At 69.4% G+C, this 16,116-nt stretch carries 16 protein-coding genes; 7 read left to right on the top strand and 9 right to left on the bottom strand.

Annotation, left to right across the window (positions count from 1 at the left end; genetic code table 11):
• Positions 1 to 3: 3 nt before the first annotated feature.
• Positions 4 to 1,383, bottom strand: a complete 1,380-nt coding sequence (locus OG817_RS30195) for an NAD(P)H-quinone dehydrogenase (protein WP_360438633.1) — start codon at positions 1,381 to 1,383, stop codon at positions 4 to 6.
• A gap of 31 nt (positions 1,384 to 1,414) precedes the next feature.
• Between OG817_RS30195 and OG817_RS30200 the strand changes: the two genes are divergently transcribed.
• Positions 1,415 to 1,876: a gamma-glutamylcyclotransferase gene (locus tag OG817_RS30200; protein WP_396391846.1), complete on the top strand. Its 462-nt coding sequence runs from the start codon at positions 1,415 to 1,417 to the stop codon at positions 1,874 to 1,876.
• 78 nt (positions 1,877 to 1,954) lie between these two features.
• The gene (locus OG817_RS30205) at positions 1,955 to 3,610 is read left to right on the top strand and encodes a phospho-sugar mutase (RefSeq protein WP_406047958.1); all 1,656 of its coding nucleotides are present in this window, start codon (positions 1,955 to 1,957) and stop codon (positions 3,608 to 3,610) included.
• Between the two features lie 80 nt (positions 3,611 to 3,690).
• Here the strand turns inward: OG817_RS30205 and OG817_RS30210 are convergent, their stop codons facing one another.
• The 3 genes from OG817_RS30210 to OG817_RS30220 all read right to left on the bottom strand — a co-directional run bounded on the left by OG817_RS30210 (position 3,691) and on the right by OG817_RS30220 (position 5,796).
• Complete coding sequence (locus OG817_RS30210; protein WP_396391844.1) at positions 3,691 to 4,140, bottom strand: hypothetical protein; 450 nt, start codon at positions 4,138 to 4,140, stop codon at positions 3,691 to 3,693.
• A gap of 221 nt (positions 4,141 to 4,361) precedes the next feature.
• Positions 4,362 to 5,222 carry an alpha/beta hydrolase gene (locus OG817_RS30215; protein ID WP_406047960.1) on the bottom strand — a complete coding sequence of 287 codons (861 nt, stop codon included), beginning with the start codon at positions 5,220 to 5,222 and terminating at the stop codon, positions 4,362 to 4,364.
• Positions 5,223 to 5,235: 13 nt separating this feature from the next.
• Entirely contained in the window at positions 5,236 to 5,796 is a 561-nt protein-coding gene (locus OG817_RS30220; RefSeq protein WP_406047961.1) for a PH domain-containing protein, read from the bottom strand.
• A gap of 93 nt (positions 5,797 to 5,889) precedes the next feature.
• Between OG817_RS30220 and deoC the strand changes: the two genes are divergently transcribed.
• Genes deoC through OG817_RS30240 form a run of 4 tightly spaced genes read left to right on the top strand, consistent with a single transcriptional unit; the run spans position 5,890 to position 10,205 of the window.
• The gene (deoC, locus tag OG817_RS30225; protein WP_406047963.1) at positions 5,890 to 6,846 is read left to right on the top strand and encodes a deoxyribose-phosphate aldolase; all 957 of its coding nucleotides are present in this window, start codon (positions 5,890 to 5,892) and stop codon (positions 6,844 to 6,846) included.
• A gap of 3 nt (positions 6,847 to 6,849) precedes the next feature.
• Positions 6,850 to 8,286 carry an aldehyde dehydrogenase family protein gene (locus OG817_RS30230; RefSeq protein WP_396391840.1) on the top strand — a complete coding sequence of 479 codons (1,437 nt, stop codon included), beginning with the start codon at positions 6,850 to 6,852 and terminating at the stop codon, positions 8,284 to 8,286.
• 19 nt (positions 8,287 to 8,305) lie between these two features.
• On the top strand, positions 8,306 to 9,151 hold the full coding sequence (locus OG817_RS30235; protein ID WP_406047965.1) for an aldehyde dehydrogenase family protein: 846 nt from the start codon (positions 8,306 to 8,308) through the stop codon (positions 9,149 to 9,151).
• 40 nt (positions 9,152 to 9,191) lie between these two features.
• A complete protein-coding gene (locus OG817_RS30240; protein ID WP_406047967.1) occupies positions 9,192 to 10,205 on the top strand; it encodes a S66 peptidase family protein in 1,014 nt (337 codons plus the stop codon).
• Here OG817_RS30240 and OG817_RS30245 read toward each other — a convergent pair.
• Together OG817_RS30245 and OG817_RS30250 are read right to left on the bottom strand one after the other, a co-directional pair.
• Complete coding sequence (locus tag OG817_RS30245; protein ID WP_406047969.1) at positions 10,202 to 10,405, bottom strand: hypothetical protein; 204 nt, start codon at positions 10,403 to 10,405, stop codon at positions 10,202 to 10,204. The two genes, OG817_RS30240 and OG817_RS30245, sit on opposite strands and share 4 nt — an antisense overlap.
• Before the next feature lie 44 nt (positions 10,406 to 10,449).
• Positions 10,450 to 11,472: a serine/threonine-protein kinase gene (locus OG817_RS30250; RefSeq protein WP_406047971.1), complete on the bottom strand. Its 1,023-nt coding sequence runs from the start codon at positions 11,470 to 11,472 to the stop codon at positions 10,450 to 10,452.
• Positions 11,473 to 11,527: 55 nt separating this feature from the next.
• Here OG817_RS30250 and OG817_RS30255 point away from each other — a divergent pair, with 55 nt between their 5' ends.
• Entirely contained in the window at positions 11,528 to 12,067 is a 540-nt protein-coding gene (locus OG817_RS30255) for an RNA polymerase sigma factor (RefSeq protein ID WP_406047973.1), read from the top strand.
• Positions 12,068 to 12,145: 78 nt separating this feature from the next.
• On the opposite strand, the gene pepN is transcribed toward OG817_RS30255, so the two are convergent.
• The 3 genes from pepN to OG817_RS30270 form a co-directional block, all read right to left on the bottom strand.
• Positions 12,146 to 14,587: an aminopeptidase N gene (gene pepN / locus OG817_RS30260; protein WP_406047975.1), complete on the bottom strand. Its 2,442-nt coding sequence runs from the start codon at positions 14,585 to 14,587 to the stop codon at positions 12,146 to 12,148.
• A gap of 25 nt (positions 14,588 to 14,612) precedes the next feature.
• Positions 14,613 to 15,101 (bottom strand): hypothetical protein, encoded by a 489-nt coding sequence (locus tag OG817_RS30265; protein ID WP_406047977.1) that lies wholly within the window; start codon positions 15,099 to 15,101, stop codon positions 14,613 to 14,615.
• 76 nt (positions 15,102 to 15,177) lie between these two features.
• The gene (locus OG817_RS30270; RefSeq protein WP_406047978.1) at positions 15,178 to 16,059 is read right to left on the bottom strand and encodes a LysR family transcriptional regulator; all 882 of its coding nucleotides are present in this window, start codon (positions 16,057 to 16,059) and stop codon (positions 15,178 to 15,180) included.
• Positions 16,060 to 16,116 lie beyond the last annotated feature (57 nt).

Consider the following 16,116-nt stretch of genomic DNA (forward strand, 5'->3'; position numbering starts at 1 on the left):
CGGTCAGCTGCGGAGGTGGAGGCGGCGGGCGGCTTCGGCGATGGAGCCGGTGATGGAGGGGTAGACGGTGAAGGACTGGGCGACCTGATCGACGGTCAGGCGGGTGCCGACGGCCAGTGAGATCGGGTGGATGAGCTCACTGGCCCGTGGCGCGACGACGACGCCGCCGACCACGATGCCCGTGTTCGGCAGGCAGAACAGCTTCACGAAACCGTCCCGGACACCCTGCATCTTGGCCCGGGCGTTGTCGGCCAGCGGCACCTTCACGACCATCGCCGTACTGCCGCCGGCGTCGAAGACCGCCTGGGTCAGGCCGACCGTGGCGATCTCGGGCGCAGTGAAGACGTTCGACGACACGGTCGACTGGTCCAGCGGGGAGACCGCGTCGCCGAGCGCGTGCGACATCGCGATCCGGCCCTGCATGGCGGCGACCGAGGCGAGCATGAGTACGCCGGTGCAGTCACCGGCCGCGTAGACGCCACGGGCCGTCGTCCGGGACACCCGGTCGACCGTGACGAAGCCGCCGTCGCCGAGCGACACGCCCGACTCGACCAGTCCCATGTCGTCGGTGTTCGGCAGCGATCCGACCGCGAGCAACGCGTGCGAACCCTCCACCGTCCGGCCGTCGGTCAGGGTCACCACGACGCCGTCGCCGTGCCGCTTGACCGACTCGGCCCGGGACTTGCCCAGGACTGTCAGCCCACGCCGCTTGAACACGTCCTCCAGTACGGCGGCCGCGTCGGCATCCTCACCGGGGAGCACCCGGTCCCGCGACGACACCAGGACGACGTCGCTCCCCAGGGCGTCGTACGCGCTCGCGAATTCCGCGCCGGTGACGCCGGAACCGACCACGATCAGTCGCTCCGGCAACTCCTCGAGCTCGTAGACCTGCTCCCAGGTCAGGATCCGCTCGCCGTCCGGCTCCGAGCCCTTCAGGATGCGCGGCCTTGCACCAGTGGCGATCAGAACGACGTCCGCGTCCAGCCGTTCGTTGCCGACGACCACGGTCTCGGGGCCGTCCAGCCGGCCGCGACCCTTGATCACCCGGATCTTGTCGCGCTCCAGCCGGCGCTCGATGCCCTTGCCCTGGGCCGTCGCCAGCGCCTTCACGCGCTGGTTGACGACGGACAGATCGACCCGCACCGAGTTCGCCGGATCCTCGTCACCGTCATCCAGCCGGACACCCAGTTCACCGGCCTCCTCCACCTCGGTCATCACCTCGGCGGTGGCGATCAGCGTCTTGCTCGGGACTGCGTCGGTGAGCACGCCGGATCCGCCGATCCCGTCGGAATCGACAAGTGTCACCTCCGCTCCCAGTTGGGCAGCCGCACTGGCCGCTTCGTACCCGCCGGGACCGCCTCCGATGATCACAACTCGCGCCACGGGAGGCCATTGTTCCGTATCCTGTGTCGTCGTGACCCTGTACGCCGCGTTTGCGTCGAATCTGGACCCGAACCTGATGGCCGAGCGGTGCCCGTACTCGCCCCTGCGCGGGACCGGCTGGATCACCGGCTGGCGCCTCACCTTCGGCGGCGAGGAGCTGGGCTGGGAGGGCGCCATGGCCACCGTCGTCGAGGACCCGGCCGACCCGGCCAACCAGGTCTTCGTGGCGCTGTACGACATCCACCCCAAGGACGTCGAGCGACTGGACGAGTGGGAGGCGATCGACCAGGGCATCTACCGCAAGATCCAGGTGCGGGTGCAGAGCCTGGACGGCGAGCAACTGGCCTGGATGTACGTCCTGAACGCCTACGAGGGCGGCCTGCCGTCCGCCCGCTACCTGGGCATCCTCGCCGAGGCGGCCGAGGCCGCGGGCGCCCCGGACGACTACGTCGCCGACCTCCGCGCCCGCCCCTGCCAGTCGTCCGGCCATTAGGTCGGGTCTGGTGGTCCCGCGCAGTAGGCGCGGGACCGCCAGACCCGACCTCGGAGCCCGTAGGCCGGTTATCGTGCGGTGGTGACCGTCAACGATGACCTCAGGGCAGCCGCCGAAGCCTGGCTGAGCGAAGATCCCGACCCCGACACGCGCGCCGAACTGCGGCAGTTGCTGGCCGACGGCTCCGCCGAGGCCGCCGACGAGCTGGCCGACCGCTTCGCCGGCACCCTCGAGTTCGGTACGGCGGGGCTCCGCGGCGCCGTCGCCGCGGGACCGAACCGGATGAACCGGGTCGTCGTGATCCGCGCCGCCGCCGGCCTCTGCGCCTACCTGAAGGACAAGGGCCGCACCGACGGCCCGGTCCTGATCGGGTACGACGCCCGCCACAAGTCCGACGTGTTCGCGCAGGACACGGCGGCCGTGGTCCGGGGTGCCGGCCTGGAGGCCGTCCTGCTGGACCAGCACACGCCGACGCCGGTGGTTGCCTTCGGAATCACGCATCTCAAGGCCGTGGCCGGCGTCGTCGTCACCGCGTCGCACAATCCGCCGCAGGACAACGGGTACAAGGTCTACCTGGGCGACGGCTCGCAGATCGTGCCGCCCGCGGACGCGGAGATCGCGGCGGCCATCGCGGCGGTCGGCCGGCTGGACTCGGTGCCGCGAGGAGACGACTGGCAGACCATCGGCGACGAGCTCCTCAACGCCTACCTGGACCGCATCGCCACGCTGGTGCCGGCCGACGCACCCCGGGAGCTGAAGGTCGCCTACACGCCACTCCACGGCGTCGGACGGACCCTGGCCGAGGACGCGATCGCCCGCGCCGGGTTCGCCGCACCGGCGGTGGTGGCGGCGCAGGCGGACCCGGATCCGGACTTCCCGACCGTGTCGTTCCCGAACCCGGAGGAGCCGGGAGCGATCGACGCGGCCCTGGAGCTGGCCCGGGCCGTGGACGCGGACATCGCGGTGGCCAACGATCCCGATGCCGACCGGTGTGCGGTCGCCGTACCCGATCCGGCGGCCGACGGCGGCTGGCGGATGCTGCGTGGGGACGAGCTCGGCGCGCTGCTCGGTGAGTTCCTGCTGTCGCCGCGGCCCGATGGGGTCGCCGCGTGCTCGATCGTCTCGTCGTCGCTGCTCGGCAAGATCGCCGCGTCGTACGGCGTCCGGTACGTCGAGACGCTGACCGGGTTCAAGTGGATCGGGCGGGTCCCGGAGCTCGTCTTCGGTTACGAGGAGGCGCTCGGGTACTGCGTGGATCCGACCGCCGTGAAGGACAAGGACGGGATCTCGACACTGATCCGGGTCCTGCACATGGCCGCCGCGGCGAAGGCCGAGGGGCGCACTCTGCTGGATCTGCTGGACGATCTGGCGCTCGGGTACGGCTTGCACGCCACGGACCAACTGTCCGTGCGGGTCGAGGACCTGTCGCTGATCGGCGCCGCGATGGAGCGGCTGCGAGCCGTCCCGCCCACGTCGCTGGGCAGGTACACGGTCGAGCGGATCGACGATCTGAGCCTGGGCTCGGAGACGCTCCCGCCGACTGACGGGCTTCGCTACACGCTGTCCGAGGGAGCTCGGGTGGTGGTGCGGCCGTCGGGTACGGAGCCGAAGCTGAAGTGCTACCTGGAAGTGGTCGTGCCGGTGGCGGATTCGGATGTCTCGAGCGCCCGGAGCCAGGCAGCGAAGAACCTGACCGGCATCAAGCAGACGCTCTCCACCGCACTGGGGCTGTAGAACGCGTGAGTGGTCAGCCGCTGGAGCGGAGCTTCAGCGGCTGACGGACCAGAACACCTGGCGGGTGGTTCCGGGGCAGGTCAGCGAGCCGCAGCCGCGGCGTCGGCCTCTTCGGCGCGCAGCGAGCTCTGCAGCGATGCGTGCAGGATCCGCAGCGTGCTGGTCGACTGCATCAGCGCGTCGCGCTCGTCCGGGTTCCGGTTGGCGAGGCTGGCGATCTCGTTGATGCTCGCCTCGATTCGGGCGATCCGGTCGGCGACCGAGCCCTCCTGGCTGCTGGCCTTGCGGATCGCGTCGGACGTGACCGTCCAGACGTCCTCCTTGTCGTTGGTCCGCCGGGACATGTCGACCATCTGGCTCAGTGCGGCCAGGTCGTGGTCGACCTGGGTCCGCTCCATCGGCACGGTGATCCCGGCGGTCGCCTGACGCAGCCGGGTGACATGACCCGACAGCTCCGACCAGGTGCTCCTGCCGCTCTTGATCTTGTCCAGCACCTTGGCGTACTCGGTGTTGAACTCGTCGTAGTTCACTGTCCTTGACTCCTGCCGTTCGACGCTCGACTTGGAACTGTAAGGCGTGCGGACCTGAAACAAGTAACCACACGATCGCAGATCGTGTAGGTGTCGGCAAAACGCAACAGCCGCCCGGTACGCCAACGCGTACCAGGCGGCCGAGTTACGTTCCACTGCAGGCTACGGCACAGTTTGGTCAGGCGACCGCCCCGGAGGCGGTGTTCCGACCGTCTTTCCGGTCAGGGGGCGAGTTTCTCGCCGAGGAAGCGCAACTGCTCCGGCAGCAGCCGGCGCCAGTATCCACCGGTGTGCGCACCGGCCTGCTGTCCACCGGCCGCGTGCAACTCCCGGCGCAAGTCCCCCGCCGCGTCGGCGAACGGATCGTCCCGGCCACAATCGATGCGCACGGCAACATTCTCGAGGGGACGGCCGAAGACCTGGTGCTGCTCGAAGTCGTCTGCCCCGTCGAACGCGCCGTCCGCCACGTCTTCGTCGTACCGGCGCCACAACGCGGGGCTCATCGCACCGATGGCGACCGCGGATCGTCCGCCCCACAGCAGAGCGCCGTACCCACCCATCGACCAGCCGAGTACGCCGACCCGGTCGACGTGCAGTCCGCGTTTCGCCAGCAGGGGCAGGAATTCCGCGGACAGCATCCGCAGTGGATCGTCCCCGGTGGCGCGCGGATGCCAGTAGTTGTCCCGTCCCCCGTCCACGGTCGCCACCGCGAACGGCGGCGTACCGGACCGCATCGCCGCGGTCAGGTAGCGGTCCATCCCGAGATCGCCGATCGCGGACGTGTGATCCCCACCGCGCCCATGCAGCGCCAGTACGACGGGCAGTTCCGCGGACGACTCGTGTGGTCGGATGATGCTGTAGCCCACCGTTGTACGCCGGGCAGCGGACTCGAACGTCCCGGACTCCACCGGACCAGGCGGCACATCGGGTACGACGCCGTCCGGGCCGCTCAGCCCGAGGACGTCGTGCACCTTCGCGCGGCCCGGGATCGCACCGGTCTCCAGACCGGCGACCGCGGCGACGCCGGCGATCGTGGCGGCGGCGCCGGTGCGCAGCAAGAGGCGGCGTGACAGAAACGGCATCGGAACGCCCCGGTCAGCGGAAGAAGGCGGCCACGATGGCGATGGCCGCGAGAACACCGGCGATGGTCAGCTCCGGCCGGGCCCAGGTGGTCACCACCCCGCCGTCGGACTGTCCGGAGTACTGGCTCATGTAGGTCTCGATCCGGCCGACCACGAAGTCGGCGCGGGAGATCGAACTGTCGGCCGCCAGCTTGCGCCCGCCGACCCGCTGCTTCCTGAGATCGCGCATGACGAGTTGGACGCCGGGAGCACGCAGCCGGTTGTCGGCAGTGTGCACGCGCAGGATGTCGGCCACGTCGACGCCGGTCACCTTCGCCCACGGGATCAGATGGTCGCGCAGGTGGTTACGCAGCAGCAGGTGCTCGGGGCTGAGGGTGACCGACGGCCGGATCAGACCGACGTACGCCAGCACCATCAGGATGCCGATCAGGCTGCCGACCAGTACGCCGGTGGCGGTCCGCCACTCCAGCACGATGTCCAGCAGGCCGACCGCGCCGATCACCATCACCACCACCCCGGTGATCCGGTTCGACGCGGACAGGTACTGCTCGCTCTCGGAGGACTTCGACTTCACCCGCACAAACTAACCGGCGACCGGTAGCAGGCATAGGACCAGTACGTCCCCACGGCCGACGCTGGCTGTCCGGATCCGCACTAGACTGCCGAAGTGACCACACTCGACAGCGGCGTCGACTCCTTGGCCGACGTGACCTCGTCCGAGGACCGGCTGCGCCGGTTCCTGCTCGGCCTGCCGGGCGTCGACCAGGTCGGCGCCGAGGCCAGGGCCGCCACCCTGGGCACGCGGTCGATCAAGACCACCGCGAAGGCGTACGCGCTGGACCTGGCCATCCGGATGATCGACCTGACCACGCTGGAGGGCCAGGACACCCCCGGCAAGATACGGGCGCTGTGCGCGAAGGCGATGCGGCCGGACCCGGCCGACTCGACCGCCCCGCAGGTCGCCGCGGTGTGCGTCTACCCGGACCTGGTGGCCACCGCCAAGCATGAATTGCGCGGCTCCGACGTCAAGGTGGCGAGTGTCGCAACCGCCTTCCCCAGTGGGCGTTCCAGCCTGCCGATCAAGATCCAGGACACCAAGGACGCGGTCGCGGCCGGCGCCGACCAGGTCGACATGGTGATCGACCGCGGTGCCTTCCTGTCCGGGCGGTACGGCCTGGTTTTCGACGAGATCGCCGCGATCCGTGAGGCGGCCGGCGACGCGCATCTGAAGGTGATCCTGGAGACCGGTGAGCTGGTCACCTACGACAACGTCCGGCGCGCGTCCTGGCTGGCGATGCTGGCCGGTGCGGACTTCATCAAGACCTCCACCGGGAAGGTGTCCCCCGCGGCCACCCTGCCGGTGACGCTGGTGATGCTGGAGGCGGTCCGCGACTACCACGAGTCCACCGGCCTGCACATCGGCGTCAAGCCGGCCGGCGGCATCCGGACCGCGAAGGACGCGATCAAGTACCTGGTCACGGTCAACGAGACCGCCGGACCGGACTGGCTGGACCCGGAGCTGTTCCGCTTCGGGGCGTCCAGCCTGCTGAACGACCTGCTGATGCAACGCACCAAGCTGGCCACCGGGCACTACCCCGGACCCGACTACTTCACGCTGGACTGAGGCATGAGCAGATTCGAGTACGCACCGGCCCCGGAGTCCCGGGCCATCGTCGACATCAAGTCGTCGTACGGGCTGTTCGTCAACGGCCAGTTCGTCGAGGCGACGGACGGCAAGCCGTTCAAGACCGTCAGCCCGTCGTCGGAGGAAGTGCTCGCCGAGATCAGCGAGGCCGGACCGGCGGACGTCGACAAGGCGGTCAAGGCGGCCCGGAAGGCGTTCGAGAAGGTCTGGGGCCCGATGTCCGGCCGGGACCGGGCGAAGTACCTGTTCCGGATCGCCCGGCTGATCCAGGAGCGTTCCCGCGAGCTGGCAGTGCTGGAGTCACTGGACAACGGCAAGCCGATCCGCGAGTCGCGGGACGTCGACATCCCACTGGTGGCCGCGCACTTCTTCTACTACGCGGGCTGGGCGGACAAGCTCGAGTACGCCGGTGCCGGCGAGGACCCGCAGCCGTGGGGCGTCGCGGGCCAGGTGATCCCGTGGAACTTCCCGATGCTGATGCTGGCGTGGAAGATCGCGCCGGCCCTGGCCGCGGGAAACACCGTCATCCTCAAGCCGGCCGAGACCACGCCGCTGACGGCGCTCGCGTTCGCGGAGATCTGCCAGCAGGCCGACCTGCCGCCGGGCGTGGTGAACATCGTCACCGGCGCCGGCCGGACCGGTCAGGCGCTGGTCGAGCACCCGGGCGTGGACAAGGTCGCGTTCACCGGGTCGACCGAGGTCGGCCGGGCGATCGCCAAATCGGTCGCGGGCTCGGACAAGGCGGTCACGCTGGAGCTCGGCGGCAAGGCGGCGAACATCGTCTTCGAGGACGCGCCGATCGACCAGACCATCGAGGGCATCGTCAACGGCATCTTCTTCAACCAGGGCCACGTCTGCTGCGCCGGCTCGCGGCTGCTGGTCCAGGAGAGCGTGTACGACGAGGTGCTGTCGCGGCTGAAGCGCCGGATGGGCACGCTGCGCGTCGGCGACCCGCTGGACAAGAACACCGACATCGGCGCGATCAACTCCGCCGCCCAGCTGGCCAAGATCCGCGAGCTGTCCCAGATCGGCGAGGACGAGGGCGCCGAGCGCTGGTCGCCGGAGTGCGAGCTGCCGGCGGAGGGGTACTGGTTCCCGCCGACCGTCTTCACCGGCGTGTCCCAGGCGCACCGGATCGCCCGCGAGGAGATCTTCGGCCCGGTGCTGTCGGTGCTGACGTTCCGCACCCCGGCCGAGGCCGTCGAGAAGGCGAACAACACCCCGTTCGGGCTGTCCGCCGGGATCTGGACCGACAAGGGCTCCCGGATCCTCTGGATGGCCAACCAGCTGCGCGCCGGCGTGGTCTGGGCCAACACGTTCAACCGCTTCGACCCGACCTCGCCGTTCGGCGGCTACAAGGAGTCGGGCTACGGCCGCGAGGGCGGCCGCCACGGTCTGGAGGCCTACCTTGCCCACTAAGGACAGTACCCGTCTGGAAGTGCGCAAGACGTACAAGCTCTACATCGGCGGCGCCTTCCCCCGCAGCGAATCCGGCCGGTCGTACGTGGTGAACAATGCCAAGGGCAAGTTCCTGGCGAACGCGTCGCAGGCCTCCCGCAAGGACGCCCGGGACGCGGTCGTCGCGGCCCGCAAGGCGTTCGGCGGCTGGTCCGGCCGGACGGCGTACAACCGCGGCCAGGTGCTCTACCGGATCGCCGAGGTGATGGAGGGCCGGCACGAACAGTTCAGCTCGGAGGTCGCACTGTCGGAAGGCTTGTCGATCAGCAAGGCCCGTGCCGTCGTGGACGCCTCGATCGACCGCTGGGTCTGGTACGCCGGCTGGGCCGACAAGCTCGCCCAGGTGGTCGGCTCGAGCAACCCGGTGGCGGGCCCGTACTTCGACTTCTCGTTGCCCGAGGCAACCGGCGTGGTCGCGGTGCTGGCGCCGCAGGAGTCCAGTCTGCTCGGTCTGACCAGTGTGATCGCGCCGGCGATCGTCTCCGGCAACACGGTGGTCGCGGTGTCGTCGTACGAGCGTCCGCTGCCGGCGGTGACGCTGGGCGAGGTGATGGCGACGTCCGACGTACCGGGCGGCGTGGTCAACATCCTCACCGGTTCCGCCTCCGAGGTCGGCCCGTGGCTGGCGTCGCACATGGACGTGAACGCGATCGACCTGTGCGGCATCGAGGACGCGGACGAGGCCCGCGACCTGGAGGCCGCGTCGGCCGAGAACCTCAAGCGGGTACGGCGTCCGGCCGAGGAGGACTGGACCGAGTCCCCCGGACTGTCGCGGCTCACGCAGTACCTGGAACTGAAGACCGTCTGGCACCCGATCGGCCTGTAAATCGGTCCCGTCCGAGCCGGATGCGTCGTACAGTCGCCGCATGCTTCAGCCTGGTGACAAGGTCGCGATCGTCTCACCGTCTCGTGGGTTGCCGGAGATCTTTCCGGGACCCTACGAGCTCGGCCTGCGGCGGCTGCGCGACGACTTCGACCTGATCCCGGTCGAGTACCCGACGACCCGCGTCCTCGGCGCCACTCCCGAGGAGCGGGCAGCGGATCTGCACGCGGCTTGGTCGGACCCGTCGATCCGCGCGGTGATCGCGACCATCGGCGGCGAGGACCAGATCACTGTGCTGAAGCACCTCGATCCCGCGGTGTTCCAGGCGGACCCGAAGCCGTTCTTCGGGTACAGCGACAACACGAACCTGCTCAACTTCCTGTATTCGCTGGGTTTGCCGGCCTTCCACGGCGGCAGCGTGATGGTGCAGTTCGGCCGCGGCGGCGCGATGCACCCGGACACGGAGCGCTCGTTGCGCGCCGCCCTCTTCACCCCGGGCGAGTTCGAGCTGACCCCGGCCGAGGGCTGGACGGATCACGACCACGACTGGAACGTTCCCGCCAATCTGGAGACCGAGCCACCGCTCTTCCCCGGCACCGGCTGGACCTGGCAGGGCTCGCGGCCCGTCAGCGGGCGGTTGTGGGGCGGCTGCCTCGAGATCCTCGACTGGCAACTGTCCGTCAACCGCTGGATGCTGCCGACGGACTCCTACGACGGCGTCCTGTTCCTGGAGACCAGCGAGGAGATGCCGAGCTCCGAGACCGTCTACCGGATCCTTCGCAACTTCGGCGAACGCGGTCTGCTCGAGCGGTTCGACGCCGTCCTCTGGGGCCGTCCGAAGTCCTGGTCGATCGAGAACCACAGCACGCCGGAGGAGTCCGTCGCCTACGTCACCGGCCAATACCTGGCCGTCGACCGCGCGTTCGCGGAGTACAACCCGTCCGCGGTCATCGTGAAGGGCCTGGACATCGGGCACACCGACCCGGCGCAGATCCTCCCGTACGGCGGCCAGGCGCGGGTCGACCCGGTCAACCAGCGGATCACCGTCACCTACTAGTGCACCTCGGTGCGGGTGAGCGTGGGATTGGGGTCGGGGTAGCAGGCGACCGCGACGCGGCCGTCGACTGGACGGTCGGCGTCGAGTTCAGACCGGACCCGCCGGTGAGCCGGGAACTGACGTACGACGAGTTGGCCCGGATCGACACGCGCAGGGAGTACGGCGACACCGAGAACCATCGCACTGCGGCAAGTAGCCACGCGACTACTCTAAGCAGCCGTACTCGATTGAAGGACCCCTCGTCTCACTGACCGAACAGGAACCAGCCACCCACTCCGGCCAGCACGAATACCACCGGCAGCGAGAGCAGGAACCATGCCCGATTGCGACGCCGGCGTCGTACCGGCGGATCGGTCGCGACCGTCGTCGGCAGCTTGTCGTCGATGGCGATGCTCGTCCGCTCCATCGCCCGGAACGGCGCCTCCTGCTCGAGCCGGTACGCCTCCGCCTCCAACCGCTCGGCGAGCGCATCGGCGCGCTCCCAGCGATCGGTGACCCGGTACGCGAGCGCTCGCCCGAATACATCGTCGAGCTGGCCTACCGCGTCGTGCAGCAGCGATTGGAGACTTGGTGGCGGCAGATCCGGATCGCGGTTGACCACCTCGCCGATCGAGGACGACGAGAACGGCGGATGCCCGGTGATCAGCGCGTAGGTCACCGCACCGACCGCGTAAATGTCCGCCCGCTCGTCGAACCCACCATCCCCGCGCCCTTGCTCAGGCGCCATGTACGACGGCGTACCGACGGCCTGGGTCAGGCCTGATGCCTCTGCCGCACGCTTGGCCAGACCGAGGTCGGCCAGGACGACCCGATGTGTACCACCGCCACCGGATTCGCCACTCTGGTTCGGTCGGAGCAGGAGGTTCGCCGGGGTGACATCGCGATGGACGACACCCTCGCTGTGCAACGCGGCAACCGCCCGGGCCAGGTCTGCGCCCCACCACAAGGCATCGACAACATCCAGCGGCCCGTGCCGCAGTACGTCGCCCAATGAGCCACCGCCGATGTAGTCCATCACGAAGTACGGACGTCCGTCCGGGAGCCGGCCGAGGTCGAAGACCCGGACCACTCGGTCGCTGGCGATCCGCCGCATCAGCCGTGCCTCGGACAGGAACCGCTCGCGGACGTCGGCGCGCGATGCCCAGTTGTCGGCGAGGACCTTGACGGCCACGTCCACGTCGAGGTCGTCGTCGTACCCACGCCAGACGGTCGCGAACGCGCCTGCACCGATTTTGTCCTGCAGCCGGTACCTGCCGATGACATCCATCCCGGCTATTGTCGTGCACGGCTGGGTTGTCCGGCCAACACCACCCTGGGGGAGCATGAACGAGGATCTGGAACATCTCGCTGCGCGCGCCGCGGCGGGGGACCAGAGCGTGCTTCCGACCATCCTGGCGGCGATCCGCCCGCAGGTGCAGCGACGGGTGGCCCAGTTCCTGCCGTACCACGAGGACGCCGAGGAGGCGGCCCAGGACACCTTGCTCCAGGTGGCCAGCAAGATCCACACCTTCAAGGGCACCGGCAGCTTCGTCGGCTGGGTCACCGTCGTGGCCACCAACCAGGCCCGGCAGACCTACCGGTCGCTGAAGCGGCGCTCGGTCGAGCAGTCCGCCGAGCTCATGCCCGAGTCGGCCGATCCGCGCACCACCTCGGTGATCGCCGGCTCCCGGCTGGATCTGCTGGAAGCCCTCGAATCCCTCGAGTCCAGCCACCCGCAACTCGTTCAGCCCCTGATCCTGCGCGACCTCGGCTCCCTCACGTACGCAGAGATCGCCGTCGAACTCGACGTACCGCTGGGCACCGTCAAGGCCCGGATTCACCAGGCCCGCAAGGCCGTCGCGGAACGCCTCACCGTCCGCTGACCAGCCAGCCCCGCAGGATCTTCGTCGCCTCCGCCCGCAGTGCTGCGGGCAGTCCCACGATCGTCGCGCGGCCGAAGGTCAGCCGAAGGTACGCCGGACCGCGAGCGCCCGGCGCAGGTCGTCCAGGAAGTTGGCCGTCTGCCGCCGGACCGAGGAGACCACGGACTCGTCGGCGATGAGCTGCTCGGCCGGCTCGACCAGGCTCTCGTCGATCGCGAACCTCGGCGCGATCCGGCGCGCGGTCAGCCCGATCACCATGCCGGCCCGGATGGCATCCGTGCCTGCGATGTCGGTGAAGTAGCGCTGCACGTACGGCGCTGTGATCGCGGCCTGCCCCGGATGCCAGAAGCCATCGGCCACGGCGAGCAGTTCCTTCACCCCGATCGCCGGGTCTGTCATGATCCGCGTCCAGGCCGCCTCCTTGCCGGCGGGCAGGGCGGCCCGGCAGCGGGCGGCGTGGTTGACGCCCTCGGTCGACGTGTCGCGCGCCAGCTCGGCGTCGATCTCCGCAGCGCCGAACGCGTCCAGCTGGACGAGCCGCAGTACCAGCTCCCAGCGGAGATCCTGGTCGAGCTCCAGGCCGGCCGGAGTCTCGACGCCGTCCAGCCAGGACTTCAGCAGCTCGGCGTCGTCGGTGGTCGCGACGAAGCCGCGTACGGTCGCGAGCTGCAGGCTGCTCCCCGGCTCGACGGTCGCCAGCTTCGCAGCCAGGGCATCCGCGACGGGTCCGCGCGACTCGTCGTACGGGAGGTAGACGCCGAGCACGTGCTCCTCCAGCCAGCGCACCAACGAGCCGACGGCGATGTCGCTGTCCTCGTCCTTGATCGCGGTGACGAACAGGTCGAGTGCCTGCCGCGGATCGAGCTCGGCGTCGGCGGTGGAGTCGCGGATCGAGTTCCAGATCACCGCGCGGGTGGTGCCGTCGGCGATCTTCGGCAGTACCGCGGGCAGGTTGGCCAGACTCGTGGCGTCGAGACGGATCTTCGCCCATGTGTCGTCGTTCGCGTCCGGCACGATCACGGCGTACTCGTTGCTCAGCGCAACTTCCACGCTGTCCTGATCGAGCATCACGTCCACGATCGTGGCCGCGCCGTTGGCGTCGTACCCACCGACGCTCAGCTTGTGCGGGCGGCGCGAACCGTCCGGGCTCTTGCGGTGCAAGACGACTCCGTCGGCGGTGCGCTCGATCGAGATGGTGTCCAGACCGGACGTCCGCAGCCACTGGTCCGACCAGTTGGCCAGGTCCTGCGCGCCGGCCTCGGTCAGCTTCGCGATGAACTCGGCCAGGTCGGCGTTGCCGTACTCGTGCGCCTCCAGGTGCGCGTTCACACCCTTCAGGAACACGTCGTCGCCGAGGTACTTCGCCAGTTGCTTGAGCACCGCGGCGCCCTTGGCGTACGAGATCCCGTCGAAGTCGTCGAGCGACTCGCGGGCGTTCTTCAGGCTGTCCGGCGCGACCGGGTGGGTCGAGCTGCTCTGGTCCGTGCGCAGGCCCCACCACTTGCGGACGAAGGCGAAGTCGGTCCAGTTGCCGCCGTGGCTGGTGGCGTCCTCCGCGACCCGGTGCGCCATGTACTCCGCGAACGACTCGTTCAGCCACATGTCGTTCCACCACTGCATGGTGACCAGGTCGCCGAACCACATGTGCGCCATCTCGTGGTCGACGATCCGGGCCCGGGTACTGCGTTCCGCCTCGGTCACCGGGCCGCGGAAGACCAGGTGGTCGGCGAACGTCACGCAGCCCGGGTTCTCCATCGCGCCGAGGTTGAAGTCCGGCACGAACGCCTGCCAGTACTCACCGAACGGGTACCGCTGCCGGAACATCCGGTGGTACTCGTCGAACGCCTCGCCGGTGGTCCGGAACAGGTCCTCGGCCTCTCGGTCCAGGTGCTCCTTCAGCGTCTGCCGGCAGGCCAGCCCGAGTGGGATCCCGTCGTGCTCGCTGCGGATCAGGTGGTACGGCCCGGCGAGGATCGTGACGAAGTATGTCGACAGCGGCTTCGTCTCGGCCAGCCGCCACTCCCCCGGGCCGACCTGCGTCGCCGCACCGTTGCCCAGGACAACCCAGTCCTCGGGGCACGTCACAGTGATCGTGTACGGCGCCTTGAGATCCGGCTGGTCGAAACACGGGAAGTACCGCGGCGCCGACTCGAGCGACGACATGCCGTAGGTGTAGACCTTGCCGTCGGCGGCGTCGACGCTGCGCTGCAGGCCCTCGCCGTCCGCGGAGTACTTCAGCTCAGCCGTCACGACGAGCTCGTTCTCGTCCTGCAGATCGGTCAGTGGAAAGCGACCCTCGGCGAGCAGACCGACGTCCAGCGCCGTGCCGTTCAGCTCCACCGCGAGCAATCGCTCGGGCTTCACGTCGACCCAGCTCGTGCCGGTCCCGGTCGCGAACTGGATCCGGCTGGTCGTCACGAAGGTGTCGCCGGGTCCGGTCAGGTCGAACTCGACCCGATACGACCGCACGGCAAGGTCCGTCGCCCGTTGCCGGGCCTCTTCCACTGTCAGAGCGCGCATATGTGCACGCTATCCGAGAGCTGTTCTACGGACCCGTCAGTTTCTCCCGCACGAGCTTGGCCCTGCCCCGGTCGCGCTCGTCGAGCGCCTGGTTGTCCGCCAGGGTCTCCAGGACTTGGAGCAGTCGCGGGTTGGGCGCCCCGTCGGCTGGTACGGCGGCTGCCGCGAGCAACGCGGTCGCGCGGACGTCGGGGTCCGTGGTGTCTTCGAGGATCGTCGCGATCAGGTCCGCGTCCTCGGCCTCGGCCAGGCTGGTCAGGACGTTGAGCGCACTCAGGTGGTCGAAAGCTGCACGCAGTTCCTCATCGGCTTCCATCGGCGGCGCGGACAGCACCTTGCGCGCGACCTGACGGACGTCTTGGGCGAGCGGCTCGAGCGGATTCCCACCGCTCAACCGCGTGTAGGAGGCGGCCACCTGGTACATGTTCAGGGCTCTGCACACCGTGGCGATGTTGTCGCTGTGCAGCAGCGCGCTGAACGCCTGCAGGGGGATGCCAACCTCATCCATGCTCATCCACGTCCTCGCTTCGCTCCGGGCGCGGATGAGACACAACAGACGCTGTGCTTGATGATGAACTCACTGCGTTCCTTCATGCCCGCACGCTAGCGGCCGCGTGCAGGTGGGTGGCCAGGAGGTGGGCGGATGCGGGTGCGTTCGCGGCGTAGCAGAGCAGGTGCTGGCGGGTGGACCAGGAGTCCTGCAGCGGGCAGATCTCGACGGCCGTGTTCGTATCGACGGCCCGGCGGGGAACGATCGCGAGACCGACGCCCGCGGTGGCGAGGGTGATCAGGGTGTGCAGAGTCGGGACGAGAGTGCGAAAGCGTGGCGCGGGGGCGTGCGGACCGAGGCGGTCGTCCATCCACTGCGTCAGCGGCGAGCGGCGGTCCAGACCGACCAGCGGGTGTTCGGCAACTTCGGCGTACGCGATCGAGGCGCGGCCGGAGAGGACGCCGCCGGCCTGGCCGATCACCACGAGCGAGTCGTCGGCGAGCGGCTCGGTCCGGAGCGGGGTGGGTTCGTCGTCGAGGATCACGCCGAGATCGGCCTCACCGGCGGCCAGCAGGCGCACGCTGCGGATCGTGCGGCGTTCGCTGACGTTCACGTCGTACTCCGGATGGTCGCGCAGGAAGGTGGCGAGCGCGGCGGGGACGAGTTGATGCATCGCGGAACCACCGGCGACCAGGCGGATCGGCGCCGAACCGGAGACGGCGTACGACGCGACGGCGCTGTCCAGGCGGGTGGTCTCGGCCAGGACCTCGCGGGCGTGCCGGGCGAGTGTCGCGCCCGCCGGGGTGAGCCGGACGCCGCGGCGCTCGCGGATGAGCAGCGGTACGCCGGCTTGCGCTTCGAGGGCCCTGACCCGCGCGCTGGCCGAAGGCAGACTCAGGTGCATCAGCCGGGCTCCACCGGTGATCGAGCCTTCCGCCGCAACCTGGGTGAACAGCCGGAGGTCGTCCAAGTCGTACCGCATGACCCCAGCCTACGTCTCAGCCTGAGGCTGGCTACGGGGATCGCGCATTGTGGAGTG

This window comes from Kribbella sp. NBC_00889, assembly GCF_045207705.1.
Taxonomy (GTDB): domain Bacteria; phylum Actinomycetota; class Actinomycetes; order Propionibacteriales; family Kribbellaceae; genus Kribbella.

Excerpts from the sequence above, each read along its gene's own strand:
- OG817_RS30230 (WP_396391840.1), top strand. The coding sequence starts at position 6,850 with ATGAGCAGATTCGAGTACGCACCGGCCCCGGAGTCCCGGGCCATCGTC.
- OG817_RS30250 (WP_406047971.1), bottom strand. The coding sequence starts at position 11,472 with ATGGATGTCATCGGCAGGTACCGGCTGCAGGACAAAATCGGTGCAGGC.
- OG817_RS30255 (WP_406047973.1), top strand. The coding sequence starts at position 11,528 with ATGAACGAGGATCTGGAACATCTCGCTGCGCGCGCCGCGGCGGGGGAC.
- OG817_RS30215 (WP_406047960.1), bottom strand. The coding sequence starts at position 5,222 with ATGCCGTTTCTGTCACGCCGCCTCTTGCTGCGCACCGGCGCCGCCGCC.
- OG817_RS30240 (WP_406047967.1), top strand. The coding sequence starts at position 9,192 with ATGCTTCAGCCTGGTGACAAGGTCGCGATCGTCTCACCGTCTCGTGGG.
- OG817_RS30265 (WP_406047977.1), bottom strand. The coding sequence starts at position 15,101 with ATGAGCATGGATGAGGTTGGCATCCCCCTGCAGGCGTTCAGCGCGCTG.
- pepN (WP_406047975.1), bottom strand. The coding sequence starts at position 14,587 with ATGCGCGCTCTGACAGTGGAAGAGGCCCGGCAACGGGCGACGGACCTT.
- OG817_RS30270 (WP_406047978.1), bottom strand. The coding sequence starts at position 16,059 with ATGCGGTACGACTTGGACGACCTCCGGCTGTTCACCCAGGTTGCGGCG.